Below are 25,541 nucleotides of genomic sequence, written 5' to 3' on the forward strand. Positions count from 1 at the left end.
GGCATCCCGGGCGCATTGCGGTCGAACTCCCCGGAACGGGGCGGGAGGAGCAGGAGGACCCGGCGGACTAGCCGAGGTCGAGGTACCGGTGGTACCCGCCGTGGCGCGCGGGGGTGCTGCGCAGCTTGACGATCTCCCGGACGTGCATGGAGCGGAACATGATGCCGTTGTGGTCGCTGGCCTCGACGTCGAACACGGCCACCTGGTGCGAGGCGCCGACGGAGGTGACCCGGACGACGATCACGCTGCCTTCCAGGACGGTGGTCAGCTGCTTGGCGTCGTGCTGCACGCTCACGCTCGACTCGTCGTCGTCCAGCGCCCCTTGCAGCGCTTCGACGGCGGCCAGCTCGCTGAGCCACACCAGCACCGGCGTGGCCAGCACCGGGAGGTCACCGCCCCAGTGGTCGGCGGTGTCCGACGGCCCCACGACGTGGTCGATCTCCACGTGGCCGCGCACCTTGTCCGGATTCACCGCATCCCCATTCCCACGCCCCGGCAGCGTCGCCGGGGCCGTTTCGTCGAGCGCCGCTCACACGGCGATGTCGGTCAGCCGCCACCCGTTCCCGTTGCCGTCGCGGGCCTCGAATCCGAGCGCGGATTCGAACGCGACCGCCGGGTCCGCTCCGGTCTCGGCCCACGCTCCTTCGACGGCGTGGGGAAAGACGAGCGCACCGGCGAGGACGAACATGGAAGTGGTCTTGGCGTTCACTGCGATCCCTCAATTCATGAAGTCCGAATGGTTCCGGGCGATTCGCTTCGGTATTCGCTCTCGCCCTGTTGGAACAATCATCGTCGGTGCTTCACAACGAAGTCCAGAAGTGCCCGCTGTCAGCTTCCTGACTGGCAGCGAACTACCACATCTCGCAGTTCCGCCCGGCCGCGCGCTGCCTGATCAGCGGTATCCCTCGTCCGGCAGCAGGCCCAGCTGGGCGGCCAGCGCGCCGGCCTGGAACCGGCTCTCCGCGCGCAGGTGCAGCATGATCGCGGCGATGTGCCTGCGGCAGGTCCGCACCGACATGCCCAGCCTGCGGGCGATGAGCTCGTCCTTCGCGCCGGTCGCCAGCTGGCCCAGGATGGCCTGGGTGAGCTCGGAGCGGATGTCGTCGACCTCGTCGTCGGCGCCGATGCCCATCGGCCGCCCCGAATCCCACATCGAGCTGAACGTGGCCGTGACGAAGTCGACCACGGCGGGCTCCTTGATGCGCAGCGCGCCCTTGGAGACGTCCTCGCCGTCCAGCGGGATGTAGGCGACCTCCCGGTCGTAGACCAGCAGCCTGCGCGGCACGATCGGCACCGTCTTGATCATGCCGCCGCCGTGCGAGACCTGCCGGGCGTGCTCCTGCGACGGCGGGTGCGAGCGGGTGGAGTGCTGCAGCAGGATCCGCAGCTCGATGCCGCGCGCCAGGATGTCCAGGTCCACCTTGAGGATCCGGTCGATGCTGTCGGCGTCCATCCCGCCGCCGGGGTGCGCGATGAGCACCTGCTGGGTGGCCTGCCGGGCGCTGTCGGCGATGAGCTGGTTGATGGTGCCGACGTCCTCGATCACGTCGATCGCCTCGTGCCTGCGCTGCGCGCGGCGGCCCTCGTAGTAGGTGGGCAGCAGGCACATCACCTCGCCGCGCACCCTGGCCAGTTCGACCTGCTTGCGGCGGATCTCGGCCTCGTCGTCGAACAGCAGCTCGGCGAGGGCCGTCTCCGGGCCGACCGCGTCGTGGTCCCGATCGCCGTCCGGGGAGACGCGCAGCAACCGCAGCCGCAGCAACGTGCTCTCGGCGTCGGCCACCTGGTGCTCGGTCAGGCCCAGCTCCGCGGCGGCCTCGCCATTTGTCCACAGTGGAGTGGATACCGCGAACTTGTACAGGGCGACCGCCTCCGGGGACAAGCGTGCCTGCATCCTCCGTCGCCTCCTGGCAGTTGCGCGGACCGCGCGGAGCGGCCGGATCGGCAGCCCGATCCGTAGAACCGGAGAGAATCGACTCATTCTAACGGCCCGGATGCGTGCGCATCCGGGTCGCAGAACGCATTCCGGTCTCGCTCCGATTCGGTTGCCCGCGCGGGCGACGGAGAACGCTATTGCACGGAATCAGGGACATCGGTACTGGTGAGAGGGATGCGGGTGGTGCAGTGGACGGTGATTTCCGCTCGTTCCACGGCGGTCGCGCCAAGTCCGTCCGGGTGTGCGGAACGGCGCCGATCAGCCGCATCCGAGAACCGGCGAACGGCGCACCGGAATGGTCTCGACCACGATCGGACCGCGGATTCCTGCGGAAATCGGGCGGACCATTCCGCGAGCCGCCCGGATCAGCGGGCCATGCTCAACCCGCCGCCGACCGGGCGGCGCACCCGGGGACGGACTTCCAGCCGCGGGCGGCGGTCGCGCGCCACCAGCGGCGCGGGCTGCGGCGCCGGGGTCGCGCCGTGCTTGATCGCGTGACCGGCATCGACGCCGTAGGCGACGTCGCGGGCGATGTTCCAGCAGGCGAGGAGAAGTGCGCGCATGACGGGCTCCTTGTCGAGTCCTGGTCGGTGGGGTTGCCACCAGCATGGAGCGCGGCGCCCGCCGATTCGAGTGGCGGCAACGCCAGATCTCGACAAGATCCCGCCACCGCTCGCGGCGCCCGCGCGGACGGCGGCGGCACCGGCGAGGAGAATCGGCGCCGGGACGGCCGCGACCGCCCCGGAACACGATCCGCGAGATGTTGGGATGCAGCGATGACGACCGTGGCCTTCCTCGGAACCGGCACGATGGGCGCACCGATGGCGCGCAACCTGCTCGCGCACGGGTTCGCGGTGCGCGCGTGGAACCGCACCCGGGCCCGCGCCGACGAGCTCGCCGCCGACGGCGCCACCGTCACCGGCACCCCGGCCGAGGCAGCCGACGGCGCGGACCTGCTCGTGACGATGCTGCTGGACGCGGACGCCACGGTGGAGGCGGGCGGTGCCGCCGCGGCCGCGCTCCCGGCCGGGACGCCCTGGGTGCAGATGGCCACGATCGGCCTGGAGGGGCTGGCGAAGGTCACCGCCGTCGCGGGTGGCACGACGCTGGTGGACGCCCCGGTGCTGGGCACCCGCGCGCCCGCCGAGCAGGGCACGCTGACCGTGCTCGCCGCCGGACCGGAGGAGGTGCGGGACCGGGTGCGGCCGGTGTTCGACGCGGTCGGCGGGCGCACCCTGTGGCTGGGCACCGATGCGGCGCGCGGCGACGGGACGCGGGTGAAGCTCGCGGCCAACAACTGGGTGCTGTCGCTGACGAACGCGGTCGGCGAGTCGATCGCGCTCGCCGAGGCGCTGGGCGTGGACCCGCACCGGTTCCTGGAGGCCATCGAGGGCGGCGCGGTCGATTCGCCGTACGCGCACCTGAAGGGTTCCGCCATCCTCGACGGCGATTTCACCCCGGCGTTCACAGTGGACGGTGCCCGCAAGGACGCCGGGCTGATCGCCGAGGCCGCGGGCGAGCTGCGCCTGGACGTGGCCGAGGCGGTGCGCGCCCGCTTCACCCGCGCCGCCGAGGCGGGCCACGGCGCGCAGGACATGGCGGCCGCCTACTACGCCTCCTTCCGCGGCTGAGCAGGTGAACGGCCCACCCCGGAAACCCGGTCGAATGGGCCATTCACCTGACGCGGAAGCGGTTCAGCGCCCCGCGAAGTACGCGAACTGCTCCGCACAGCGGTTCAGCTCGTCGTCGTCCAGCACGCGCGGCTGCCCGGCCTGCTGGGCGGTGAGCCACAACCGGCACAGCCACTCCAGCTGCCGAGCCCGGTTGTAGGCCGCCGCCAGGGTGGAGCCGATCGCCACCGTCCCGTGGTTGCGCAGCACGCACGCCCCGCGCCCCTCCAGCGCCGCCGACATGTTCGCCGCCAGCCGGTCGGTGCCGAACGTGGCGTACTCGGCGACGCGCACCACCCCGCCCATCTCGGCGAGCTGGTAGTGCACCGCGGGCACGTCGTCGCGCAGCAGCGACAGCGCGGTGGCGTGCAGCGAGTGCGTGTGCACCACCGCGTCGGCGCCGTGGTCGGCGTAGGCGGTCAGGTGCATGGGCAGCTCGGAGCTGGGCGCCCGCTCGCCGTCCACGACCGCGCCGTCCAGCCGCACCACCGGGACGTCGGCGACGGTCAGCACGTCGTAGTCCACTCCGGACGGTGTCACCGCGACCAGCTCACCGCTGCGCACCGACACGTTGCCCGACGTGCCCACCACGAGGCCGTCGTCGACCATCTTCCGCGCGATGCGGATGACCTCGGCGCGCTCGGCTTCGAGGACTGGGCTCAACACGCCGTCCCGGACTCGTACTCCCCGATCGCGGCGACCTTCTTCGCCGAGGCCGAGGTCTCGTCGAAGTGCAGGTCGAGCCACTGCCCGGCCAGCAGCCGCGCCAGCTCCAGCCCGATGACGCGCTGCCCGAAGCACAGCACCTGCGCGTCGTTGCTCAGCACCGACCGCTGCACCGAGTAGCTGTCGTGCGCGGTCACCGCCCGCACGCCCGGCACCTTGTTCGCGCTGATCGCCACGCCGAGCCCGGTGCCGCACACCAGCAGCGCCCGGTCCGCCTCGCCCGCGGCGACCTTGCGGGCCGCGTTCACCGCCACGTGCGGGTAGTCGGTGTGCTCGTCGGAGCCGACACCCACGTCGACCACGGAGGCGACCCGCGGGTCCTGCTCCAGATCGGCCTTGAGCACGTCCTTGTAGTCCATGCCCGCGTCGTCGGAACCGACGACGATGCGCCAGCCGCTCGTGTTCTCGGTCATCGTCACTTCACCTCTGTCGCGTCGAGTTCGACTTCACGTCCGCTGAGGACGTCCAGTGCCCGGTTCAGCGCCATCGCCAGCGAGGTGGCACCCGGGTCGGGGGTGCCGACGCTGCGCTCGGCGAGCGGGCGCGCCCGCCCGGTGCGCGGGGTCAGTTCGGCCGTGCGCTCGGCGGCGGCCGTGGCCTCCCGGGCCGCGCGGCCCACCGCGTCGGCGGTCCCGGCGCCGTCGCCGACCGCGGCCGCGAACACGTCCACGAACGGGATCAGCGCGTCCACCAGCGTCTTGTCGCCCGCTTCGGCGCGGCCCAGCCGCTGCACCGATTCGAGCGCGGCGCGGGCGCCCGCCAGCAGGTCCTCGGCGGTGGGCTCCCGGTCGTCGGGCAGCAGGTCGCCGAAGGAGCGCAGTCCCGCGCCCCACAGCGCACCCGAGGTGCCGCCGGCCTTCGCCGCCCACTCGTCCCCGGCGGCGACCAGCACCGCGGCCGGTCCGGCTCCCTCGGCGGCGACCCGCTCGGCCGCCTCGATCGCGGCGCCGCTGCCGCGGGACATGCCGCGGCCGTGGTCGCCGTCGCCGGCCACCGCGTCGAGCCTGCCCAGCTCGTCCTCGTGCTCGTGCAGCAGGTCGCTGATCGCGCGCAGGCCGCGCACCACGAGCTTCGCGGTGTCCTGCCCGGCCTGCGGGGCGACCGCGGTGGCCGCTTCCACGACCTCGGCGGCCTCCGCCACGACCTCGTCGTCCACATCGGACTCGACGATGCTCCCCTTGCGGTAGGCGGGGGAATCGGCCGGCGCGTGCCAGAGCCGCTCCAGCTCCGGGTCCAGCCAGGTCAGGGTGAGCGAGCACCCGGCCATGTCGAGGCTGGTGACCAGCTCGCCGACCTCCGGCTCCACGACCTCCACGCCCGCCTCGGCCAGCAGCCGGGACGCGGTCTTCCAGACCACGAACAGCTCTTCGTACTTGGTCGAGCCGAGACCGTTGAGGATCGCCGCGACCCGCGGCTTCTCCCCGGTCCGCTCCGGCGCTTCGGCGAGCACCCCGTCGACGAGCTCGCGCGCCAGCTCCGACGCCGACGGCATGTCCACTTCGGACACACCGGGTTCGCCGTGGATGCCCAGTCCCAGGCCCATCCGGCCCGCGGGCACCTCGAACAGCGGCTGCCCGCTGCCCGGCAGGGTGCAGCCCGCGAACGCCACGCCGAGGCTGCGGGTGCGGTCGTTGGCGTGCTCGGCGACCCGCACCACCTCGTCGAACGAGTAGCCCTCCTCCGCCGCGGCCGAGGCGACCTTGAACACCACGAAGTCGCCCACCACACCGCGCCGCTTGCCCGCCTCGTCGGCCGGGGCGCTGGCCACGTCATCGGTGACCACCACGTTGTGCGCCGAGACGCCCTCCCGCCGCAGCCGCTCCACGGCCAGGCCGAAGTTCATGTTGTCCCCGGCGTAGTTCCCGAACGAGAACACCACGCCCGCACCGGTGTCGGCGGCCTTCGCCACCGAGTAGGCGTCCTCCGCGGACGGCGAGGTGAAGATGTTGCCCACCACCGCACCGTCGGCGAAACCCGGTCCCACCACGCCGCAGAACGCCGGGTAGTGCCCGGATCCGCCGCCGGTGACCACCGCGACCTTGCCCCGGCGGGCGCGGCGCGCCCGCACCACCCCGCCGCGCACCTCGCGCACGTAGCCGGGGTTCGCGGCGACGAACCCCGCCACCGCGTCCTCGGTGAACGTCGCCGGATCGTCGTACAGACGAGTCATCGGGTCACTCCTCCCCCCGACCGCCACACCGGCCGGGCCCGCTCTATCGATTCCAGGTATGCGCGATATCCGCGCTCGTAGATCTCCGCCACCGCGGGGTCCGGCTCGACCACGTGCCGGGCGGTGGCCCACTCCTCGCGATCCACCGGTTCACCCAGCGAATCCCACGCCGTCATCGCCGCGCCGCGCGCGCCGACGCCCTCCTCCTTCGGGACGTGCAGCGGTCTGCCGAGCACGCTCGCGAAGATCCGGCTCCAGGACGCCGACCGCGCCCCGCCGCCGCAGGCCGCGACCTCACCGGTCAGCCCGGCCGCCTCCAGGTTGTGCCGCGCCGCGTAGGCCACCGCCTCGCACAGCGCGCGCACCAGGTCCGCGGGCGAGGTCTCCAGCGACAGCCCGGTGAACTGGCCGCTGGCGCGGGGCTCCACGAACGGGGCCCGCTCGCCCGAGGAGGACAGGAAGGACAGCGCGGCGACCCCACCGGCCCCCGGCGGGCTCGCCGCCAGCAGGTCCTCCAGGTCGGCCACGCTCGCGCCGACCATCCGCAGCCCCCAGTCCAGGTTCGCGGTGCCGACCATCGCGGGCATCACCCGCAGCACCCGGTCCGGGCTGGGCGTGGCGAGCCACATGCCCGCGGCGTCCCCGGCCGGGTCGATCGTGACCTGCTCGCCCAGCACCTGGCAGCCCAGCGTCGTGCCGATCACCAGCGCCCCGTCGCCCAGCTCCCGCATCCCGGACCCGAACGCGCAGGCGGGCAGGTCGAACGGGCCCGCCGAGACCGGCAGACCCGCGGGCAGGCCGAGCTCGGCGGCGCTGCGCGCGTCCAGCGCGAACAACTTCCCGGGCGGCGCGGGTTCGGCCAGCAGCCCGCGGAACTCGGCGAGCCCGCAGGCCTGCAGCGCCGCGGTGCTGTAGCTGCGGGTGGGCACGTCCAGGAACGGTTGCGAGGCGTCCGAGGCGTCCACCGTGATCTCGCCGGTGAGCCGTTGCACTATCGCGTCCACGCAGTACCCGGCGACCTCCGCGCGCGCCAGCCGCTCCGGCTCGTGCTCGGCGACGTGCGCCAGCAGCGGGCCCGCCGAACCGGGGAACATGCCCGAGCCGGTCAGCGCGTGCACCTCGCGCAGCACGCCCCGCGCCTCCCAGCGGTCCAGCACCGGTGCCGCCCGCGCGTCCAACCAGGACAGCCCGGGTCCGACCTGCCGTCCGGCCGCGTCGCGCAGCCACAACCCGTCGCCCTGACCGGTGATCGCCAGCGCCTGCACCGGTACGTCCGCTTCGGCGGCGACCGAGCGCACCACGGTGATGACCGAGTCCACGACCTCGTCGAGGTCCTGCTCCACCCGCCCGCCGGGCGAGCGGTGCAGGGTGCTGCGGGTGCTGCGGGTGACTCGCGCGGAGCCGTCCCGGCCCAGCAGCGACGCCTTCGTCACCGAGGTGCCGACATCGACTCCGACGATCATGGCCGCAGGTCCTCCAGCCGCCCCGACTCCGCCGGCCGCCCCGGCTCTTCCGGACTGCCCGGCTCTTCCGGACGGTCCGGGCCCTCCAGCCGACCCAGCTCCTCCAGCCGATCCAGCACCTCCGGGTTCGCCACGTGCCGCGGCCGCCTGCCCGCGAGGTAGCGGGCCGCGTCGGCGGCCACGATCGATGCCGCCCGGTCCGCGGTCTGCCGGGTCGCGCCCGCCAGGTGCGGCGTGGTGATCACGTTGGGCGCGTCGAACAGCGGCCAGTCCGCCGGCGGCGGCTCCTCGTCGTAGACGTCCAGCGCCAGCCCGGCCAGATGCCCGGAGCGCAGCATCTCCGGCAGCGGCGCGTAGTCCAGCAGCCCGCCGCGCGCCGAGTTCACCAGCACCGCGCCCTTCGGCAGCAGCGCCAGGTTCTCCGCGTTGAGCAGGTGCTCGGTCTCCGGGGTGAGCCGGGCGTGCAGGCTCACCACCGAACTGGCGCGCAGCAGCTCGTCCAGCTCGACCAGCCGCACGCCGTCCGCGGTCGCCTGCACCGGATCCGCGAACGGATCGGCGACCAGCACGTCCGCACCGAACGCGGCCAGCACCCGCGCCACGATCCGCCCGATCGCGCCGTAGCCGACCAGTCCGGCGGTGGCGCCTTCCAGTTCGAGCCCCGCGTTCTCGTAGGCGTAGTAGTCGCCGCGCCAGTGGCCGCTCTTCAACTCCGCGTCCGAGTCGACGATGCGGCGCATCGAAGCCAGGATCAGCCCGACGGCGAACTCGGCGGCGGCGGCCGCGTTGCGGGCCGGGGTGAAACCGACGATGACCCCGGCCTCGGTGGCCGCGGCCAGGTCCACGTTCACCGGTCCGCCGCGGGCGACGCCCACGAACCGCAGGTCCGGGCTCTTCGCCAGCACCCCGGCCGTCACCGGCGCCATCTGGGTCAGCAGCACTTCGGCGTCACCGAGGGCCTCGAGCACCTGCTGCTCGGTCCCGCTGGCCTCACGCACCCCGCCGACCGGGCCGAACGGTTCCACCGGCCAGCCGGTGGCGAGGGTGCGGAAGCTCAGGTCGTGCCCGGGCGCCTGCGCGGTCAGCGCGTCGACGAACAGCTGCGGGTCGACGAAGCGGTCCCCCGCGGCCAGGACCTTGGTCATTGCTGCAGACTCCTTTGTCCGAGGCGGTCAGCCCGCTACGGGCGTCGTCAACGATTCGAGCAGCCGGACCCGCACCTCGTCGAGGTCCGATGCCACGAACGACGCCGCGGCCAGCGCATCGGCGGCCGGCGGGTAGTCGGGGCTGGGGATGGCCAGCACGGTCATCCCGGCGGCCGCGGCGGCGCGCAGCCCGTTGCTGGAGTCCTCCACCGCCAGGCACAGCGCCGGGTCGATGCCCAGCTCGCGCGCGGCCTGCTGGTACACGTCGGGGCTGGGTTTGCCGCGGGGAACCTCGGCGCTGGAGACGGTGGCGGCGAAGTGCTCGACGAGCGCGTGCCGGTCGAGCACGGCGTCGATGACCCGGCGCGGCGCGGACGAGGCCAGCCCGACGGGTGCCCGGGCCGAGATCTCCAGCACCATCCGCTCGGCGCCGGGCAGAAGTTGGACCTCGCCCGCGTCGAGGGCGGCGATCATGTCGTCGACGACGATCCGCTCGGTCTCCGCGACGGATTCCGCGGCACCGCTGTGCGCGGCGAGGAACGCGGCCCACTCCGGGGCGCTCATGCCCTGCACCTGGGCGGTCTCCGCGGCGGTCCAGCCCCGGCCGCGGGCGGCCGCGAACCGCGCCCACATCCGCTCCCACAGGTGTTCGCTCTCGACCAGGACCCCGTCCATGTCGAACACGACTGCGCGGTGCGCACCCGGCGAACCGTCGGGCTGCGTCATCGGTGTACCTCCCACCTGTGCAACGTTGACGTTCAAATTAACAGTGAGATAGTTAAATGTCACCACTGCGGTGATATGAAGTGCTCGTTCCCGGCCCCGCCACGCTCGGCCGCGCACCTCGAGGAGGCAAGATGTCGGTCATGGCGTCCGCACCGAAGAAGCAGTCCCCCCGGCTCCTGCGCCAGCAGCGGATCATCGACCACGTCGTGCAGGGCGGCTTCGCCAGCGCGGCGGAACTCGCCACGCTCACCGGCGTCAGCCTCATGACGGTGCACCGCGACATCGACGACCTCGCCGCCCGCGGGCTGCTGCGCAAGTTCCACGGCGGCGTCTCCGCCCAACCGTCCACCGTGTTCGAGAGCAGCTCCGACTTCCGGCTGCACACCCACACCCGGGAGAAGGAGGCACTGGCCGCCGCCGCGCTCCCGCTGATCGCGCCCGGCATGTCGGTGCTGCTCGACGACTCGACCACCGCGCTCACCCTCGCCCGGCTGCTGCCGGACGTCGGCCCGCTGACCGTGGTCAGCAACTACCGGCAGGTGCACGAAGTGCTGCGCGAAGCCCCGGACGTGCGGCTGATCTGCATCGGCGGCGAGTACTCCCGGACCCACGACTCCTACATCGGCCTGCCCTGCCAGGAGATGATCAACGGGCTGTCGGTGGACCTGATGTTCCTGTCCACCTCGGCGATGAACGCGCAGATGACCTTCCACCAGGAGCAGGAGATCGTGCTGGTGAAGCGCGCGATGATCCACTGCGCGACGACGCGGGTGCTCATGATGGACGCCAGCAAGGTCGGGCGCGCCGCGCTGCACCGGCTCGCGCCGGTCGCCGACTTCGACCACGTGCTGCTGGCCGGGGACCTCGACGCCGCGCTGGTCGACTCGATGCGCGAGCACTCCGAGGTGCAGCTGGTCCCGGTCGGCTGACCCGCCGCCCTCCGATATCACAGGCTTCCTGGTCGGTTTAACACCGGTGTTGATATCGCCGGGCTACAGCTCGCCGCACTCCCCCAGCTTCGACCCGGTCACCGAGTTCGCCCGGCCCTCGTCCACCGGCGCCACCGCGTTGCCGCGGCACCGCACCCCGCCACCGATCGACGTGCCCGCCACTACCGGCGCGGCGTTGCCGAGCAGCACCACCGACGCGCCCACCTCGGTCCCGTCCAGCCGCACCACCCCGGCCGAGCCGCGCACCCGCACCGAACCGGCGATCCGGCCGCCGGACACCCACACCGAACCCGGCGCGTCCGCCAGCACCGCACCCTCCACGGCCGAATCCAGCACCAGCAACGACGCCCCGGGCGCCACCCGCACCGAACCCCGCACCTGGGCGCCGCGCAGGCAGGTCACGCCCTCCGAGACCACCAGCTCGTCCTGCGGCCCGGACAGCGTCCGCGTGCACGCCGCCACCGGCACCACCGCCCGCACCGGAACACCGCCCTGGTGCACGTCCACCTGGCCCGCACCGGCCCGCGCCCGCTGGTAGGTCAGTCGCAGCGCCTCCACCCCGCGCGGCGCGCCGCGCAGCACCGCGCCGTCCGCGGACGCCTCCACCTGCAACGCGCTGCCCGGGTCCGGCTGCGGCAGCACCCGGTTCAGCGGATTCCCAAGCGGCATCGGCGAACCCGACGCGGTGTCCACCCGCCAGCCGACCTCGCCCACCCCGTCGCGCACCTCCACCACCGGGCGATCCGCGCGCACCGCGTACGGCGCCACCCCGGACGGCACCGGCCGGTCCGCGGTCGTCCCGTCGATGCGCAGCGCATCCCGGTCCGCGTCGAGGCGCAGCCGCGAGGTGTAGAGCCTGCGCTCCACCTCCGGCGACGGCCGCCCGTGGTGCACGTAGTACAGCTCGGACGAATCCGGCGAGGCGATCACGCTGCCGTGCCCCGTGGAGAACAGCCCCTGCGTCGCGTCCTGCGCCAGCACCGGGTTCGCCGGGCTCTTGCGCCACGGCCCCAGCGGATCGTCCGCCACCGCGTAACCGACCCCGTAGAACGAGTTCGCGAAGTTGTTCGCCGAATACGTCAGGAAGTACCGCGCCTTCCCCTCCCGCGTGGTCGCGCGCACCACCGTGGAACCCTCCGACCAGCGCCGGTTCTTCTCCCTGCCCCGGGTCTTCGCGTAGTCGTCGACGTGCGCGTTCTCCCACTGCTGCGGGTCCGAGCCGTAGTCGATGATCGAGCGGTAGCCGTCCTTGCGCACTCCCGGCGGATCGGCCGGATCGCGGTTCGCGTCCACGTACCCCGGAGCGACCCGCGGCATCGTGCTCCCGGCCGGGTCGTCCCACCACTCCGAGGTGAGCTCCACGGCGAGCACGTTGGACTCCTCCACGTACTTGCCGAGGTCGTGGTCCCACACCCAGTTCCGGTAGGCGTTGCGGGAGTAGAACAGGATGATCCGCCCGTCGTCGAAGAACACGTTCGGATCGATGAACGGGATGTAGGTGCCCAGCGGCGCCGTCAACCCCTCCTCCAGGGTCTCCGGCGGTTTCTTCTGCTCGGCGTCCATCAGCAGGTTCACGTCGTGGTAGTCCGGGTCGTACGGGTGGTAGTCGATCGGCCCCGGCGCGATGTTGCGGAACGGCCCCGCGGGCGAGTCGGCCACCGCCACGCCGACCTTGCTGGGTTCCTCGAAGTCCGCGAACCCGAACTGCTCGGCGATCCCGTCCCGCAACCGCGCCGAGTAGAACAGGAAGTACCGGCCGGTCACCGGGTTGTGGTAGACCTCCGGCGCCCAGAACCAGTCCCGCCCCCACTGGGTGCCGTCGCCCAGGTCCAGCGCCCCGCCCGGAATCCGCTGCCACGTCACCAGGTCCGGCGAGCGGTAGATCGCGAACGCGAACCCCGGATCGGCCCCATCGGTCGAGTAGGCGAAGTAGTCGCCGCTGCCCTCGTCGCGCAGCACGAACGGGTCGGCGGCGGGCAGCGCCGCATCGTTGAAGTAGGTCGCGTCGCTCACCGGACGCGGCTCCGCGGCCGCGCCGTGCGCGGCCCACGCCAGCAGGATCGGCAACGCGAACAGGATGCCGCGAACTCGAGACCACCTGACGGACACGTAGGTCCTCCTCGTCACGCACCGGCCCCGACCGGACACCAGCGGTGAACACTTCCTCTGATCAACACCGGTTGTCAAGGGCCGACACGCCCGCGCCACCTGGCTGCCGCGCGCACCGCCGAAGCTGGCAAAGTGCAGGTATGCCCACCGTTCCCTCGTTCCCCCGCCACAGCGCGCGCACCCAGGGCTTCACCCTCGGCGTGCCGCGCACCTTCACCATCACCCCCGATGGGAAGACCGTGCTGTTCCTGCGTTCCGGCAGCGGAACCGATCGCAGCAACGCCCTGTGGCGCTGGGACGCCGGCACCGAGACGTGCATCGCCGACCCGGCCGCGCTGCTGGTCGACGACGAGGTCTCCGCCGAAGAGCAGGCCCGGCGGGAGCGGTCCCGGGAACGCGCCACCGGCATCACCGGCTACGCCACCGACGGGGCGGGCACCCACGTCGCGTTCACCCTGTCCGGCAAGCTGTTCCACGCCGACCTCGGCACCGGCGCCGTGCAGCAGCTGCCCGCGCTCGAACCCGCCGCCGACCCGCGGCCGGACCCGCACGGGCGCTGGATCGCCTACCTCGCCGGCGGCGCCCTGCGGCTGATCGGCACCGACGGCACCGGTGACCGGGCCCTCGCCGAACCCGGCGACGGCACCACCACCTGGGGCGCCGCCGAGTTCATCGCCGCCGAGGAGATGGCCCGCTACCGCGGCTACTGGTGGTCCCCCGAAGGCACCGCCGTGCTCGCCGCCCACGTCGATGAAGAACCCGTGCAGCACTGGTACCTCGCCGACCCCGCCGACCCGGCCACCCCGCCGCGCGAACTCCGCTACCCCGCCGCGGGCACCGCGAACGCCGACGTCGGGCTCACCGTGCTCGGCATCGACACCGCACCCGTGGAAGTCCGCTGGGACCGCACCACCCACCCCTACCTGGTCACCGCGCACTGGACGCCGCACGGCCCGCCGCTGATCGCGGTGCAGACCCGGGACCAGCGCGAACAGCTGGTGCTCGCCGTCGACCCCGCCACCGGCGCCACCCGCGAAGTGCACCGCGACACCGACGAGCACTGGATCGAGATCAAACCCGGCTGGCCCGCCTGGCATCCCGGCGGCGACCTGGTGCGCATCGGCGTCGACGGCGACAGCTACCGGCTGTTCGTCGGCGACACCCCGTGGACCCCCGAAGGCCTGCAGGTGCGCTCCCTCGTCGACATCGACGAGGACGTGCTCATCACCGCCTCCGCCGACGACCCCGCCGAAGTCCACCTCTACCGGTGCACCGCCGACGGCGCCGAACGCCTCAGCACCGAACCCGGCGTGCACGGCGCGACCCGCACCGGCGGCACCCTGGTGCACGCGCACTCCGGGCTCGACGCCCAGCACACCCGGTTCCAGGTCACCGACGGGCACCGCAGCCTCGGCGAGATCGCCGGCCACCCCGAGGACCCGTCGATCGTGCCGAACGTGCAGCTGCTGCGCCTCGGCGCACGGCGGCTGCGGACCGCGCTGCTGCTGCCCACCGGCCACACCCCGGACGACGGGCCGCTGCCGGTGCTGCTCGACCCCTACGGCGGTCCGCAGGCGCAGCGCGTGCTGGCCCGGCGCCAGGGCTTCCTCACCTCGCAGTGGTTCGCCGACCAGGGCTACGCGGTCGTCGTCGTCGACGGCCGCGGCATGACCGGCCGCGGCCCCGCCTGGGACCGCGCGATCAGCGGCGACCTCGCCGGACCGCCGCTGCAGGACCAGGTGGACGCGCTGCACGCGCTCGCCGACGAGCACCCCGAGATCGACCTGGGCCGGGTCGCGATCCGCGGCTGGTCCTTCGGCGGCTACCTCGCCGCGCTCGCCGTGCTCCGCCGCCCCGATGTGTTCCACGCCGCCATCGCCGGCGCACCCGTCACCGACTGGCGCCTCTACGACACCCACTACACCGAGCGCTACCTCGGCGACCCCGCGCGGAACCCGGCGGCCTACGCGGCGAGCTCCCTCGCCGACGACGCCCCCGGCCTGCGCAGGCCGTTGCTGCTGCTGCACGGCACGGTCGACGACAACGTGTTCCCGGCGCACTCGCTGCGGCTGTCCGCGGCCCTGCAGGCCGCGGCCCGGCCGCACACCATGCTGTCGCTGCCCGGCGTCAGCCACATGCCGACCGACGAGACCACCTCGGAGAACCTGCTGCTCATCCAGGTCGAATTCCTCCGCGCCGCCCTCGGCGGCGACCGGCGGAACTGATCGGGCGGGAGGAGGTCGCGCGGCCTCCTCCCGCAACCGGCTAGGCCGGGTCCAGCGGAAGTTCCGCGCGCAGCAGGAAACCGCCGTCGACCGGCGCCGCCTCCAGCGAACCGCCCAGCATCCGCACCCGCTCGGCCAGCCCGGCCAGCCCCGCACCGCCGCACCCCACGTCCGGCGCGCCGTCGACGACCGGCTGCTCGCGCGGCGGACCGTTGCGCACCTCGATCCGCAGCCGTTCCTCGTCGCCCGACAGGTCCACCACGACCTCCGCGCCCGGCGCGTGCTTCGACGCGTTCGTCAACGCCTCCTGCACCACCCGGTACACCGCGCGCCCCACACCCGCGGCGGGCATGGCCGCGCACCCGTCGCTGAACCGCACCCGGATGCCGGATTCCCGCGCCCGCGCCACCAGATCCGGCACCGCCGACGCCCCCGGGGTGTCCCGCTCATCGGCCGCCAAGCCCAGCGTCGAGCGCATCTCGCCCATCGCCTCCTTCGCCAGCGCCCGCACCCGGGTCGCCGACGCACGCACCTCGGCCTGCTCGCTGCTCGCACCCAGCGCCGCGGCCTCCACCGCGATCAACGTGACGTGGTGCCCGACCGCGTCGTGGATCTCGCGGGCGATCCGGGACCGCTCCTCCGCGCGCGCCGCACCCTCCTTGGCCAGCAGCTCCGACTCGATCGCCGCCCGCAACCGGTCCAGGCTCGCCGTCAACTGCGCCCGCGTCGCCAGCAACGTGCCCATCACCGTCGGCACGCCCGCGCACACCAGCACCGCCACCGCCGCCATCGTCAGGCTCGACGCGGACAACCACCGCCACTGCTCGACCGCCACCGGCACGAACGCGGACGACGCCGCCAGCAGCGCCCAGCAGAGCAACCACCACGTGTTCGAGCGGGCGCGGCCCAACCGGAACAGCGCCACGCACGTCGGCGCCCACGCGAGCCCGCCCGCCAATCCCGGCAGGCACAGCAGCAACGACACCAGCGGGAAGCGGTGCCGCAGCACCAGACCGGCGCACGCGACCAGCGCCGCGGGCAAGGCCCACGGCTTGCCGGACTCCGACAGCAGCACCACCGCCACCGGCAGCAGCACCGCGAGCACGTCCCACAGCAGGCGCTTGCGGCCGAGCCCGGCCGGCCCGCTCAACGCAGCTCGCCCTCACCCGTCCCCGCGACGCGCTGCGCGATCAGCGCCGCCTGCACCCGGTTCTCCGCACCCAGCTTGCTCAACACCGTGGAGACATAGCTCTTCACGGTCGCCTCGGTCAACCCCAGCCGGTCGCCGATGTGCGCATTGGAACGACCCGCGCCGAGCAGCTCCAGCACCTGCCGCTCCCGCGCGGACAGGCTCCGCACCAACCGCACCTCGTGCGCCGAATCCCCCAGCGAGCGGAACCGCGGCAGCAACCGCACCACGATCCGCGGATCGAGCACCGCACCACCCGCGGCCAGGTCCTGCACCGCCCGCACCAGCGCATCCGGTTCCGCGTCCTTCAGCAGGAACCCGTGCGCTCCCAGCCGCAACGCCTCCGCGACGTAATCGTCCAGGTCGAAGGTCGTCAACATCGCGCACACCGGAGGACGGGGCAGGCCGCGCAGCTCCCGCAACGCCGCCAGCCCGTCCTTGCCCGGCATCTGCACGTCGATCAGCGCCACGTCCGGCTGGTGCGTCCGCGCCATCGACAACAGCTCATCACCGGTACCGGCCTCGGCGACGACCCGGATCAGGCCGTCGTGCTCCAGCAGGACCCGCAGGCCGCGCCGCAACATCACCTCGTCGTCGGCCAGGACCAAGCGGATCGGCCGCGCCGCGGAACCGTCCGCGGCGGAATCAGCACGCACCCTGGGTCACCTCCCCGGTACAAAGGGCCGACCGAAGGTTATCGGCAAGGCAATCTTGGTCTGCGTGCAGTACCCGACCACTGGTCCGATCAGCCGCGCGCCTTGCGTCCGTCCCGGCGTTCCCGCACCCGCACCGAGATCCGGATCGGGCTGCCGGTGAAGCCGAACTCCTCGCGGAACCTGCGCTCCACGAACCGCCGGTAACCGGCCTCCAGGAACCCGGTGGTGAACAGCACCAGTGTCGGCGGCCGCGGGTGCGCCTGCGTCGCGAACAGGATCTTCGGCTGCTTGCCGCCGCGCACCGGCGGCGGGCTCGCCGCCACCAGGTCCGACAGCCACGAGTTGAGCCGCCCGGTCGGAATCCGGGTGTCCCAGGACTCCAGCGCCGTGCGCAGCGCGGGCGCCAGCTTCGCCACCGAACGCCCCGTCTCCGCCGAGACGTTCACGCGCTCCGCCCAGCGGGCGCGCACCATCTCGCGGTCCAGCTCCTTGTCCAGCCGGTGCCTGCGGTCCTCGTCGACCAGGTCCCACTTGTTGCACACCAGCACCAGCGCCCGGCCCGCCTCGATGACCATGCCGATCACCCGCAGGTCCTGCTCGGTCAGCGGCTCCGAGGCGTCGATCAGCACGACCGCCACCTCCGCCGCCTCGATCGCGGCCTTGGTGCGCAGCGACGCGTAGTACTCGGTACCGCTGGCGGTGCGGACCCGCTTGCGCAGCCCGGCGGTGTCGACGAACCGCCACACCTCGCCGTCCAGCTGCACCAGCGAGTCCACCGGGTCCACCGTGGTGCCCGCGACGTCGTCGACGACCGCGCGCTGCTCACCGGTGAGCCGGTTCAGCAGGCTCGACTTGCCCACGTTCGGCTTGCCCACCAGCGCGATCCGCCGCGGGCCACCGGTGGCGCCGAACTGCTCGTGCGGCACGTCCGGGAACACGTCCAGGATCGCGTCCAGCAGGTCACCGGAACCGCGCCCGTGCAACCCGCTGATCGGCCGCGGCTCGCCCAGGCCCAGCGACCACAGCGACGCCGCGTCCGCCGCGGTCCGCTCGTCGTCGACCTTGTTCGCCGCCACCAGCACCGGCCGCTTGGAACGCCGCAGCACCCGCGCCACCGCCTCTTCCGTCGCGGTCGCCCCGACCTGGGCGTCCACCACGAGCAGCACCGCGTCCGCCGTCGACATCGCCATCTCGGCCTGCTGGGCCACGGCGGCCTGCAAGCCCTTCGCACCCGGCTCCCAGCCGCCCGTGTCGACCACGGTGAAGCGCCTGCCGTTCCACAGCGCGTCGTAGGACACCCGGTCCCTGGTCACGCCCGGCTTGTCCTGCACCACCGCCTCGCGGCGGCCCAGCAACCGGTTCACCAGCGTCGACTTGCCCACGTTGGGCCTGCCGACCACCGCCAGCACCGGCTGCGGTCCACCTTCGGCGTCGTCCTCGGCGCCTTCGACTCCGTCGAACTCGGCCCACTCGGCCTCGTCCGACCACGTCCCGTCCAGGCCGCCGTCGAGCGGCGCACCCACGTCCGGGCCGCCCACCGACTCTTCGGTCACGCTTGTTTCCCTCTCGCATCGTCGCTGTCGGAGGTCCCGGCGATCAGCCCGTCCAATTCGGCGATCAGCCCGACCAGTTCGTCGCGGACCTGCTCGGTCGCTGCCGTCAACCCGGCGCGCCCCTTGGCTACCGGCAACGTGACCGGCTCGCCGAACAGCACATCCACCCTGGGCAGCAGCCTACGGCCCCGTCCCTCCGGACGGCGCGTGCCCCGGCAGGCCACCGGCAGCATCCGCGCCCCGGAGGTCCGCGCCAGCCACGCCGCCCCGTGCTCGGCGTTGGCCACGTCGCCACCGCCGCTGCGGGTCCCCTCCGGGAACACCGCGACGAGCCCGCCCGCGCGCAGCACCCGCACCGCCGCCAGCAGCGGGGTGCGGTCCGGTTCCCCGCGGCGCACCGGGATCTGCCCGATGCGGCGGAGGAACCAGCCCAGCGGGCCCTTGAACATCTCGTGCTTGACCAGGAACACCGAATCGCGGGGCAGCATTCCGAACAGCAGCGGACCGTCGATCAGCGAGCTGTGGTTCGCCACCAGCACCAGCGGACCGGTCCGCGGCACCCGCTCCAGGTGGTGGACGCGCATGCGATACGGCAGCGGCACGAAGGTCCGGCCGATCCACCGCCCGAAGCGGTGCATCCGCCGCGACGTGCCCTCCGGCAGGTCCGCTCCGGCCTGCTCGCTCATCGGATCGTCCCCACTCCGGCGAACAGCCCGCGGGCCTCCGCCAACCCCAGCAACCGGTCCAGCACCCCGGCCACGTCCAGCTCGGTGGTGTCCAGCTCCACCGCGTCCTCCGCCATCCGCAGCGGCGACACGGCGCGGCCGGAGTCGAACGCGTCCCGGCGCTGCACGTCCGCGTGGGTGCGCTCCAGGTCGGCGAGCCGCCCGGCCGCCACGTCCTGGTCGCTGCGGCGGCGCGCCCTGGCCTGCGAGGACGCGGTCAGGTACACCTTCAGCGCGGCGTCGCGCGCGACCACCGTGCCGATGTCGCGGCCTTCCACCACCACACCGCCCGGCGCGACCAGCGCGTCCGCGATGATCCGGCGCTGCTCGGCGACGAGCAGGTCGCGCACCCGCGCGACCGCCGAGACCGCGGAGACCGCGCCGGTGACCTCCGCACCGCGGATCTCCAGCGCCACGTCCTCCCCGGCCAGCGAGACCGCCGGGTCGCGCGGGTCGGAGCCCATCGCGGGCAGCGAGGCCGCCGCGACCTCCGCCACCGCGTCCCCGTCCGCGACCGGGACCCCGGCGCGCAGCACCGCGAGCGTCACCGCCCGGTACATCGCGCCCGTGTCGAGGTACGACGCCGACAGCGCCGCGGCCAGCTTGCGGGCCACCGTGGACTTCCCAGTGCCCGAGGGACCGTCGAGGGCCACCACCCCACGAAGCTCGGCGTGTGCCACGTCGAGTCTCCTCCTTCATCGCCGCCGGCCGAGGAAACGCCGGACCAACCACCCATTGTGCCCGCTGGTCCGAGCCGTTCCCCACTTGCGTCCGGATCGGACGCCCGCCACGCCCACCGCCCGTTCGCGCGGTCCGTTTCGCCCCGGTTCCGCGTGGGGGACGCACGAACGCGCAGGTTCCTGTACTAGGATCGAACACGTGGACGTCACAGTGACCCCGCTTCCGGGACTCGGGACCCAGCAGGACTTCGTTACTCGTTCCGGGCACAGGATCGGTGTGATCACGTATCGAGACGGACGCTTCGAGCTGATCGTCTCCGGTCATGACGACCCGGACAAGGTAGCCGCCTCGGCCGGTCTGACCGCCGAGGAGACCAACACCCTCGCCAACTTGCTCGGCGCCCCCCAGCTGGTGGCCCGCCTGAGCGAGCAGCAGCGCGAAGTCGCCGGGATCAACACCTGGCAGCTCGCTGTCGATCAAGGCTCGCCCTACGACGGGCGCACCCTCGGCGAGACCGAGATGCGCACCCGCACCTCGGCCTCGATCGTCGCCGTAGTACGCGGCGGAACCGTGCACCCGTCACCGCGTCCCGATTTCGAATTCAGTGCCGGCGACCTCGTGGTCGTGGTCGGCACCGCCGACGGCCTGCGGGCCGCAGGCGAGATCCTCGAACGCGGCTAGGCGCTCCAGCGCCGATCGCCGAGAGGTGAAGGTCGTCCGCACCGCCCGAGAGCACCGCGCTCTCGGGCGGGAACCCCGTGCGCTCTGGGCACGGGACAACTGAACAGGTACTCGGACAGGGCGAGAGGAAACTGGTGCACGACACGGCGATCTCCCTCATCGAACTGGGAGCGGTGTTCTTCGGTCTCGGAGTTCTCGGCCGCCTCGCCTGGAAGATCGGCATTTCACCGATCCCGCTTTACCTCATCGGCGGAATCGCTTTCGGAACCGGCGGCTTAATCCCGCTGCACGGGATCGAGCCGTTCACGCATCTAGCCTCCGAAATAGGCGTGGTGCTGCTCTTGCTCCTACTCGGGCTGGAGTACTCGGCTGGCGAACTCGTCACGGGGCTCCGGCGTTCCTGGCTGGCAGGTCTGGTGGACCTGGTGCTCAATTCGGCCCCCGGCGCGATCGTCGCGCTGCTGCTGGGCTGGGGCCCGATCGGCGCGCTGACGATGGCAGGCGTCACGTACATCTCCTCCTCCGGCATCATCGCGAAGGTCCTCGGCGACCTGGGCAGACTCGGTAACCGCGAAACACCGGTGGTGCTGTCGATCCTGGTCTTCGAAGACCTGGCGATGGCGCTGTACCTGCCGATCCTCACGGCGGTGCTCGGCGGGGTGAGCCTGCTGGGCGGGTTGACCGCCGTGGGCGTGTCGCTGATCGTGATCTCGATCGTGCTGGTGGTGGCGCTGAAGTTCGGGCGCTACGTCTCGGCGCTGATCGACAGCCCGGATCCCGAGGTCTTCCTGCTGCGGCTGCTGGGTTCGGCCCTGCTCGTCGCCGGGATCGCCTCGGAACTGCAGGTGTCGGCGGCGGTCGGGTCGTTCTTGCTGGGCATCGCGATCTCCGGCTCCACGGCGCAGAACGCGACGCGGATGCTGGAGCCGCTGCGCGACCTGTTCGCCGCGGTGTTCTTCGTGGTGTTCGGGCTGAACACCGATCCGTCGAAGATCCCGCCGGTGCTGGGCTTCGCGCTGCTGCTGGCGGTGGTCACCGCGGTCACGAAGATCGGCACGGGCTGGTTCGCGGCCCGTTCGCAGGGCATCGGCAAGATGGGCCGGGCGCGCGCGGGCGCCGCGCTGGTGGCTCGCGGCGAGTTCTCCATCGTCATTGCCGGGCTCGCGGTCGCTTCGGGCGCGGTCTCGGGCGAGCTGGCCGCGCTGGCCACCGCCTACGTGCTGCTGATGGCGATCCTCGGGCCGGTCGCGGCGCGCGTGGTGGAGCCCGTGGCGCGGAAGTTCGTCTCGCGGAAGAAGGACGCGACGGCGTGAGCTCGGCGCGCTGAGATCTCCGGGGCGGCAGGACGCCGCCGCGCGGTTCAGGCCGGGGAGGCAGGACGACCACGTGGTCGCCACGCCTCCCCGGCCTGTTTCGTCTTCGCGGTTCATCGGATTAATTTCACCTGACACTGAGACGATCGCAGCTACCGAACAGGTGGAGCGAAGAAGAACCCGCCCCGACGAACGAGGCGGGTCCCGCCGAGAAGATCACATGCCGACGGCCCGGTAGAGCGCGCCGACCTCCTTGCGGTCCAGCTTCCGGATCGCGCCCGGGCGCTCGTTGCCCAGCCGCACTTCGTCGATCGCGGTGCGCACCAGCCGCTTCACCGGGTGCCCCACGTGCTCCAGCATCCGGCGGACCACGTGCTTGCGGCCCTCGTGCAGCACGACCTCGACCAGCGCGCGCCCCTCGTTCACGTCGACCAGCCGGAACTTGTCCAGCTTCACCGGGCCGTCGTCCAGGGTCACCCCGGCGCGCAGCCGCTTGCCCAGGTCCTTCGCGATCGGCCCCGGCACCTCGGCCAGGTACGTCTTGAGCACCTGGTAGGACGGGTGCATCAACCGGTGCGCCAGCTCGCCGTCGTTCGTGATCAGCAGCAGGCCCTCGGTGTCCACGTCCAGCCGGCCCACGTGGAACAGCTTGCCGTCCCGCTCCCGCAGGTAGTCACCGATGCACGGGCGCCCCTGGTCGTCGGACATCGAGCAGAGGATGCCCTGGGGCTTGTTCAGCAGCAGGTGCTGCACGTCCTCGTTCACGTTCACGCGGGTGCCGTCCACGTGGATCACCGAGTTCTCCGGGTCCACCCGCCTGCCGAGCTCGGTGACGACCTCGCCGTCCACCTCGATGCGGCCCTCGGTGATCATGCCCTCGGCGGCGCGGCGCGAAGCCACCCCCGCGCGGGACAGCACCTTCTGCAGGCGGATTCCCTCCGGCTGCGACTCCGCAGCGGAGGAAGAAGCCGGGGCACGGTGTTCAGACATCGTCGATCGTATCCACTTCAGGCAGCAGGGGAGCCAGCGGCGGAAGGTCCTTCAGCGACGACAGGCCGAGCCGTTCCAGGAACAGCTCCGTCGTGCAGTACAGGAACCCGCCGGTCTCCGGGTCGGTACCGGCCTCCTCGACAAGGCCGCGCCCCACCAGGGTACGGATGACGCCATCGACGTTGACACCGCGTACCGCCGCCACCCGCGCGCGGGTCACCGGCTGCCGGTAGGAGATGACCGCGAGCGTCTCCAGCGCGGCTCTGGTCAGCTTCGCGCGCTGCCCGTCGAGCAGGTAGCGCTCCACGTACGGCGCGTAGGTCTCCCGGGTGTAGAACCGCCAGCCCTCGCCGACCCGCCGCAGGTCGATGCCGCGCCCGGCCTCCTCGTAACCGCGGGCCAGCCGCTGCAACGCGGACCGGATGCGGGCGACCGGCTGGTCCAGGGTGTCGGCCAGCAGCTCCTCCCCCGCCGGGACGTCCACCACCAGCAGCAGCGCCTCCAGCGCGGAATCCAGGGCGTCGTCCTCGGTCAGGTCCGGCGGGGTGCGCGAAACGGGGACGGCGGCGTCGGACTGGGACGGGGAGTCGTCCGCGGGGTCGGAATTCGCGGGGTCGGGGCCTCTCGGGTCGGAGTCTCCGAGGCCGGAGCCTTGCGGGTCGGAGTCCGCGGGGTCGGGATCCGCGGATCGTCCGTCGTCGGTCCGGCCGGGTCCGGGCTCGGCCTCGGCCTCGGCCTCGGCCTCGGGCGGATCCTCACCCGGAACTTCGGTTCCGGCGAGCAGGGCGTCGAGGGGGTCGGTGCCGGGCTGCTCGTCGCTAGCGGACTCGACGGCGGGAGGCTCGTCGGCCGCGGACCCCTCAGTCGATTCGTCGTCGTTCGGCTCGTCGGCCGTCTCGTCAGCCGTCTCGTCGGCCGTCTCATCGTCGCCCGGCTCGACAGCGCCCGGCTCGACAGCGGTCGGCTCCTCGTGGGCCGTCTCAGCCGCAGTCTTCTCGACAGCAGTCGACTCGACGGCGACCGGCTCGTCATCAGCGGCCTCGACAGCGGTCGGCCCAGCAGCCGTCGGCTCCACAGAGGCGGACTCGGCACCGGCGGGCTCAGCCTCAGGGAGCTCGGCACCGACGGGTTCACCGTCGGCAAGCGAGCCGTCGGTGGCCGTCCCCGCCGCCGGCTCGCCGCTCGCAACGCGAGCCCCGGCCGAGGACTCGGCACCGGCCCGCCCGTCGCCCCGCTCGGCGAGCCGATCCGGCCCGCCCGCCACGGCCTCCGGCGCCACCGCGTCCGCCACCTGCTCGGCCTCGCCCGCACCGGACGCATCGTCGTGCACTGCGCTCACCCGTATTCCTCTTCGTTCGCGCTGCGCCGGTCGGCATCGGCCGCCACCCGCGCGTCCTCCAGGCTGCCGCCGACCCAGCGCACCACCAGGTCCCCCAGCGGATCCTCCTGCTCGAACACGAGCACCTTCTCCCGGAACAGCTCCAGCAGGGCCAAGAACCGGGCGACGATCTCCACGGTGTGCTCGCAGTCGGCGACCAGCGCCGAGAAGTCCGCGGCCCCCCACTCGGCCAGCCGCACCCGCAGCAGCGCCGCGTGCTCGCGCACCGACACCTGGTGCTGGTGGATGTGGTCCAGCGACACCGATGGCGGCGGCTTCGGCCGGAACACCGCGGCCGCGATCTCCGCGAGCCGCTGCGGTCCGACCCCGATCATCACCTCGGGCAGCAGGTTCTCGTAGCGCGGTTCGACGGCCACCGATCGCGGGTAGCGGCGCAGCGCCCCCGCCTCCAGCTCGCCGAACAGCGCCGCGACCTGCTTGTACGCCCGGTACTGCAACAGCCGCGCGAACAGCAGGTCCCGCGCCTCCAGCAGCGCCAGGTCGTCCTCGTCCTCCACGTCGGCGGCGGGCAGCAACCGGGCCGCCTTCAGGTCGAGCAGCGTCGCGGCGACCACCAGGAACTCGGTGGTCTCGTCCAGGTTCCAGTGCTCGCCCAGCGCCTTGGTGTAGGCGATGAACTCGTCGGTGACCTTGTGCAGCGCCACCTCGGTGACGTCCAGCTGGTGCTGCGAGATCAGCTGCAGCAGCAGGTCGAACGGGCCCTCGAAGTTGTCCAGCCGCACCGTGAAGCGGCCCGTCGAGGAGGACTCCCCCTGGGCGTCGCCGCCCGGGGCCTCGGCATCGGCCCGGTCCTGCACCTCAACAGCATCGACCCCGCCGGGAACGGAGTCGGTCACTCGCCGGACTCCCGCCGCAATTCGCGCACCAGCACCGAATCCGCGCCCCGCGCCTCAAGATCAGCGAGCAGCATCGCCACCCCTTCACGCACGACCCTGCCGCGATCCACCGCGATGCCGTGCTCAGCGCGCAGCGCGAGCCGGGCCTGTTCCAACGCCAGCAACTCCTCATCGGAGACGTACACGGTGATTTTCGCATCGTGCTTGCGACGTCCCGACCCCGACCTGCCCTGCACCCCCTCGGCGGCAGGCTCGGCAGTTCGCTGACCAGCGGAATCCACGGACCGCGGTGCGGCGGGCGGTTCCGGCGGCTCGGAGCCGCGCGTCGTGGTCCGGAACAGCTCGGACGCACCGGGCAGCTCGGCACGACGCCTCACGCGCCCTCCCCGACACCGGGC

General features: G+C 72.7%; 25 protein-coding genes. 5 read left to right on the forward strand and 20 right to left on the reverse strand.

The annotated features are described in order from the left end of the window. Positions 1-67 precede the first annotated feature (67 nt). From AC29IT_RS25040 to AC29IT_RS25055, 4 genes are all read right to left on the reverse strand, one after another. Positions 68-472 (reverse strand): thioesterase family protein, encoded by a 405-nt coding sequence (locus tag AC29IT_RS25040; RefSeq protein WP_358441433.1) that lies wholly within the window; start codon positions 470-472, stop codon positions 68-70. Between the two features lie 57 nt (positions 473-529). Next, complete coding sequence (locus AC29IT_RS25045) at positions 530-709, reverse strand: hypothetical protein (RefSeq protein ID WP_358441436.1); 180 nt, start codon at positions 707-709, stop codon at positions 530-532. Positions 710-892: 183 nt separating this feature from the next. Continuing rightward, the gene (locus AC29IT_RS25050) at positions 893-1,894 is read right to left on the reverse strand and encodes a LuxR C-terminal-related transcriptional regulator (RefSeq protein ID WP_488220314.1); all 1,002 of its coding nucleotides are present in this window, start codon (positions 1,892-1,894) and stop codon (positions 893-895) included. A 407-nt stretch (positions 1,895-2,301) separates the two neighbouring features. Then, positions 2,302-2,499 (reverse strand): hypothetical protein, encoded by a 198-nt coding sequence (locus AC29IT_RS25055; RefSeq protein WP_358441442.1) that lies wholly within the window; start codon positions 2,497-2,499, stop codon positions 2,302-2,304. 213 nt (positions 2,500-2,712) lie between these two features. Between AC29IT_RS25055 and AC29IT_RS25060 the strand changes: the two genes are divergently transcribed. Next, a complete protein-coding gene (locus AC29IT_RS25060) occupies positions 2,713-3,567 on the forward strand; it encodes an NAD(P)-dependent oxidoreductase (protein ID WP_358441445.1) in 855 nt (284 codons plus the stop codon). 63 nt (positions 3,568-3,630) lie between these two features. Here the strand turns inward: AC29IT_RS25060 and AC29IT_RS25065 are convergent, their stop codons facing one another. The 6 genes from AC29IT_RS25065 to AC29IT_RS25090 are packed head-to-tail and all read right to left on the reverse strand — an operon-like array spanning position 3,631 to position 9,836. Continuing rightward, on the reverse strand, positions 3,631-4,272 hold the full coding sequence (locus AC29IT_RS25065; protein WP_488220315.1) for a class II aldolase/adducin family protein: 642 nt from the start codon (positions 4,270-4,272) through the stop codon (positions 3,631-3,633). Further along, a complete protein-coding gene (locus AC29IT_RS25070; RefSeq protein ID WP_358441447.1) occupies positions 4,266-4,745 on the reverse strand; it encodes a ribose-5-phosphate isomerase in 480 nt (159 codons plus the stop codon). The genes AC29IT_RS25065 and AC29IT_RS25070 overlap by 7 nt, the downstream gene beginning before the upstream one ends. Before the next feature lie 2 nt (positions 4,746-4,747). Beyond that, positions 4,748-6,502, reverse strand: coding sequence for a dihydroxyacetone kinase family protein (locus AC29IT_RS25075; RefSeq protein WP_488220316.1), 1,755 nt, complete (start codon positions 6,500-6,502; stop codon positions 4,748-4,750). Next, complete coding sequence (locus tag AC29IT_RS25080) at positions 6,499-7,965, reverse strand: FGGY family carbohydrate kinase (protein WP_358441453.1); 1,467 nt, start codon at positions 7,963-7,965, stop codon at positions 6,499-6,501. Before AC29IT_RS25080 ends, AC29IT_RS25075 begins: the two co-directional genes overlap by 4 nt. After that, positions 7,962-9,110 (reverse strand): NAD(P)-dependent oxidoreductase, encoded by a 1,149-nt coding sequence (locus AC29IT_RS25085; RefSeq protein WP_488220317.1) that lies wholly within the window; start codon positions 9,108-9,110, stop codon positions 7,962-7,964. Before AC29IT_RS25085 ends, AC29IT_RS25080 begins: the two co-directional genes overlap by 4 nt. 27 nt (positions 9,111-9,137) lie before the next feature. Then, a complete protein-coding gene (locus tag AC29IT_RS25090; RefSeq protein ID WP_358441458.1) occupies positions 9,138-9,836 on the reverse strand; it encodes an HAD family hydrolase in 699 nt (232 codons plus the stop codon). Between the two features lie 140 nt (positions 9,837-9,976). On the opposite strand from AC29IT_RS25090, the gene AC29IT_RS25095 reads away from it, so the two are divergent. Continuing rightward, positions 9,977-10,765, forward strand: coding sequence for a DeoR/GlpR family DNA-binding transcription regulator (locus AC29IT_RS25095; RefSeq protein ID WP_488220333.1), 789 nt, complete (start codon positions 9,977-9,979; stop codon positions 10,763-10,765). A 63-nt stretch (positions 10,766-10,828) separates the two neighbouring features. On the opposite strand, the gene AC29IT_RS25100 is transcribed toward AC29IT_RS25095, so the two are convergent. Next, positions 10,829-12,895 (reverse strand): glycoside hydrolase family 43 protein, encoded by a 2,067-nt coding sequence (locus AC29IT_RS25100; RefSeq protein ID WP_488220318.1) that lies wholly within the window; start codon positions 12,893-12,895, stop codon positions 10,829-10,831. Between the two features lie 140 nt (positions 12,896-13,035). Here AC29IT_RS25100 and AC29IT_RS25105 point away from each other — a divergent pair, with 140 nt between their 5' ends. Continuing rightward, positions 13,036-15,120, forward strand: a complete 2,085-nt coding sequence (locus AC29IT_RS25105; protein WP_488220319.1) for a prolyl oligopeptidase family serine peptidase — start codon at positions 13,036-13,038, stop codon at positions 15,118-15,120. Positions 15,121-15,160: 40 nt separating this feature from the next. Here the strand turns inward: AC29IT_RS25105 and AC29IT_RS25110 are convergent, their stop codons facing one another. The 5 genes from AC29IT_RS25110 to cmk all read right to left on the reverse strand — a co-directional run bounded on the left by AC29IT_RS25110 (position 15,161) and on the right by cmk (position 19,923). Next, positions 15,161-16,270 (reverse strand): sensor histidine kinase, encoded by a 1,110-nt coding sequence (locus AC29IT_RS25110; RefSeq protein WP_488220320.1) that lies wholly within the window; start codon positions 16,268-16,270, stop codon positions 15,161-15,163. Continuing rightward, positions 16,267-16,965, reverse strand: a complete 699-nt coding sequence (locus AC29IT_RS25115; protein ID WP_358441467.1) for a response regulator — start codon at positions 16,963-16,965, stop codon at positions 16,267-16,269. The genes AC29IT_RS25110 and AC29IT_RS25115 overlap by 4 nt, the downstream gene beginning before the upstream one ends. A gap of 89 nt (positions 16,966-17,054) precedes the next feature. Next, complete coding sequence (gene der, locus AC29IT_RS25120; protein ID WP_358441469.1) at positions 17,055-18,518, reverse strand: ribosome biogenesis GTPase Der; 1,464 nt, start codon at positions 18,516-18,518, stop codon at positions 17,055-17,057. Then, positions 18,515-19,204 carry a lysophospholipid acyltransferase family protein gene (locus AC29IT_RS25125; protein ID WP_358441472.1) on the reverse strand — a complete coding sequence of 230 codons (690 nt, stop codon included), beginning with the start codon at positions 19,202-19,204 and terminating at the stop codon, positions 18,515-18,517. Before AC29IT_RS25125 ends, der begins: the two co-directional genes overlap by 4 nt. Then, positions 19,201-19,923 carry a (d)CMP kinase gene (gene cmk, locus AC29IT_RS25130; RefSeq protein WP_358441475.1) on the reverse strand — a complete coding sequence of 241 codons (723 nt, stop codon included), beginning with the start codon at positions 19,921-19,923 and terminating at the stop codon, positions 19,201-19,203. Before cmk ends, AC29IT_RS25125 begins: the two co-directional genes overlap by 4 nt. Before the next feature lie 199 nt (positions 19,924-20,122). Here cmk and AC29IT_RS25135 point away from each other — a divergent pair, with 199 nt between their 5' ends. Together AC29IT_RS25135 and AC29IT_RS25140 are read left to right on the forward strand one after the other, a co-directional pair. Continuing rightward, the gene (locus tag AC29IT_RS25135) at positions 20,123-20,605 is read left to right on the forward strand and encodes a cation:proton antiporter regulatory subunit (protein WP_358441479.1); all 483 of its coding nucleotides are present in this window, start codon (positions 20,123-20,125) and stop codon (positions 20,603-20,605) included. A 134-nt stretch (positions 20,606-20,739) separates the two neighbouring features. Further along, complete coding sequence (locus AC29IT_RS25140) at positions 20,740-21,918, forward strand: cation:proton antiporter (protein WP_358441481.1); 1,179 nt, start codon at positions 20,740-20,742, stop codon at positions 21,916-21,918. A 216-nt stretch (positions 21,919-22,134) separates the two neighbouring features. Here the strand turns inward: AC29IT_RS25140 and AC29IT_RS25145 are convergent, their stop codons facing one another. The 4 genes from AC29IT_RS25145 to AC29IT_RS25160 all read right to left on the reverse strand — a co-directional run bounded on the left by AC29IT_RS25145 (position 22,135) and on the right by AC29IT_RS25160 (position 25,520). Continuing rightward, entirely contained in the window at positions 22,135-22,908 is a 774-nt protein-coding gene (locus AC29IT_RS25145; RefSeq protein ID WP_358441484.1) for a pseudouridine synthase, read from the reverse strand. Continuing rightward, on the reverse strand, positions 22,901-24,172 hold the full coding sequence (gene scpB, locus AC29IT_RS25150; RefSeq protein WP_488220321.1) for an SMC-Scp complex subunit ScpB: 1,272 nt from the start codon (positions 24,170-24,172) through the stop codon (positions 22,901-22,903). The genes AC29IT_RS25145 and scpB overlap by 8 nt, the downstream gene beginning before the upstream one ends. Positions 24,173-24,243: 71 nt before the next feature. Further along, the gene (locus AC29IT_RS25155; RefSeq protein WP_358441535.1) at positions 24,244-25,104 is read right to left on the reverse strand and encodes a segregation and condensation protein A; all 861 of its coding nucleotides are present in this window, start codon (positions 25,102-25,104) and stop codon (positions 24,244-24,246) included. 35 nt (positions 25,105-25,139) lie between these two features. Continuing rightward, positions 25,140-25,520: a hypothetical protein gene (locus AC29IT_RS25160; protein ID WP_358441487.1), complete on the reverse strand. Its 381-nt coding sequence runs from the start codon at positions 25,518-25,520 to the stop codon at positions 25,140-25,142. Positions 25,521-25,541: the final 21 nt, after the last annotated feature.

This window comes from Saccharopolyspora sp. MMCC62 (assembly GCF_057736575.1).

Excerpts from the sequence above, each read along its gene's own strand:
- AC29IT_RS25050 (WP_488220314.1), bottom strand. The coding sequence starts at position 1,894 with ATGCAGGCACGCTTGTCCCCGGAGGCGGTCGCCCTGTACAAGTTCGCG.
- AC29IT_RS25125 (WP_358441472.1), bottom strand. The coding sequence starts at position 19,204 with ATGAGCGAGCAGGCCGGAGCGGACCTGCCGGAGGGCACGTCGCGGCGG.
- AC29IT_RS25080 (WP_358441453.1), bottom strand. The coding sequence starts at position 7,965 with ATGATCGTCGGAGTCGATGTCGGCACCTCGGTGACGAAGGCGTCGCTG.
- AC29IT_RS25090 (WP_358441458.1), bottom strand. The coding sequence starts at position 9,836 with ATGACGCAGCCCGACGGTTCGCCGGGTGCGCACCGCGCAGTCGTGTTC.
- AC29IT_RS25060 (WP_358441445.1), top strand. The coding sequence starts at position 2,713 with ATGACGACCGTGGCCTTCCTCGGAACCGGCACGATGGGCGCACCGATG.
- AC29IT_RS25085 (WP_488220317.1), bottom strand. The coding sequence starts at position 9,110 with ATGACCAAGGTCCTGGCCGCGGGGGACCGCTTCGTCGACCCGCAGCTG.
- AC29IT_RS25055 (WP_358441442.1), bottom strand. The coding sequence starts at position 2,499 with ATGCGCGCACTTCTCCTCGCCTGCTGGAACATCGCCCGCGACGTCGCC.
- AC29IT_RS25105 (WP_488220319.1), top strand. The coding sequence starts at position 13,036 with ATGCCCACCGTTCCCTCGTTCCCCCGCCACAGCGCGCGCACCCAGGGC.
- AC29IT_RS25145 (WP_358441484.1), bottom strand. The coding sequence starts at position 22,908 with ATGTCTGAACACCGTGCCCCGGCTTCTTCCTCCGCTGCGGAGTCGCAG.
- AC29IT_RS25075 (WP_488220316.1), bottom strand. The coding sequence starts at position 6,502 with ATGACTCGTCTGTACGACGATCCGGCGACGTTCACCGAGGACGCGGTG.
- AC29IT_RS25070 (WP_358441447.1), bottom strand. The coding sequence starts at position 4,745 with ATGACCGAGAACACGAGCGGCTGGCGCATCGTCGTCGGTTCCGACGAC.
- AC29IT_RS25095 (WP_488220333.1), top strand. The coding sequence starts at position 9,977 with ATGGCGTCCGCACCGAAGAAGCAGTCCCCCCGGCTCCTGCGCCAGCAG.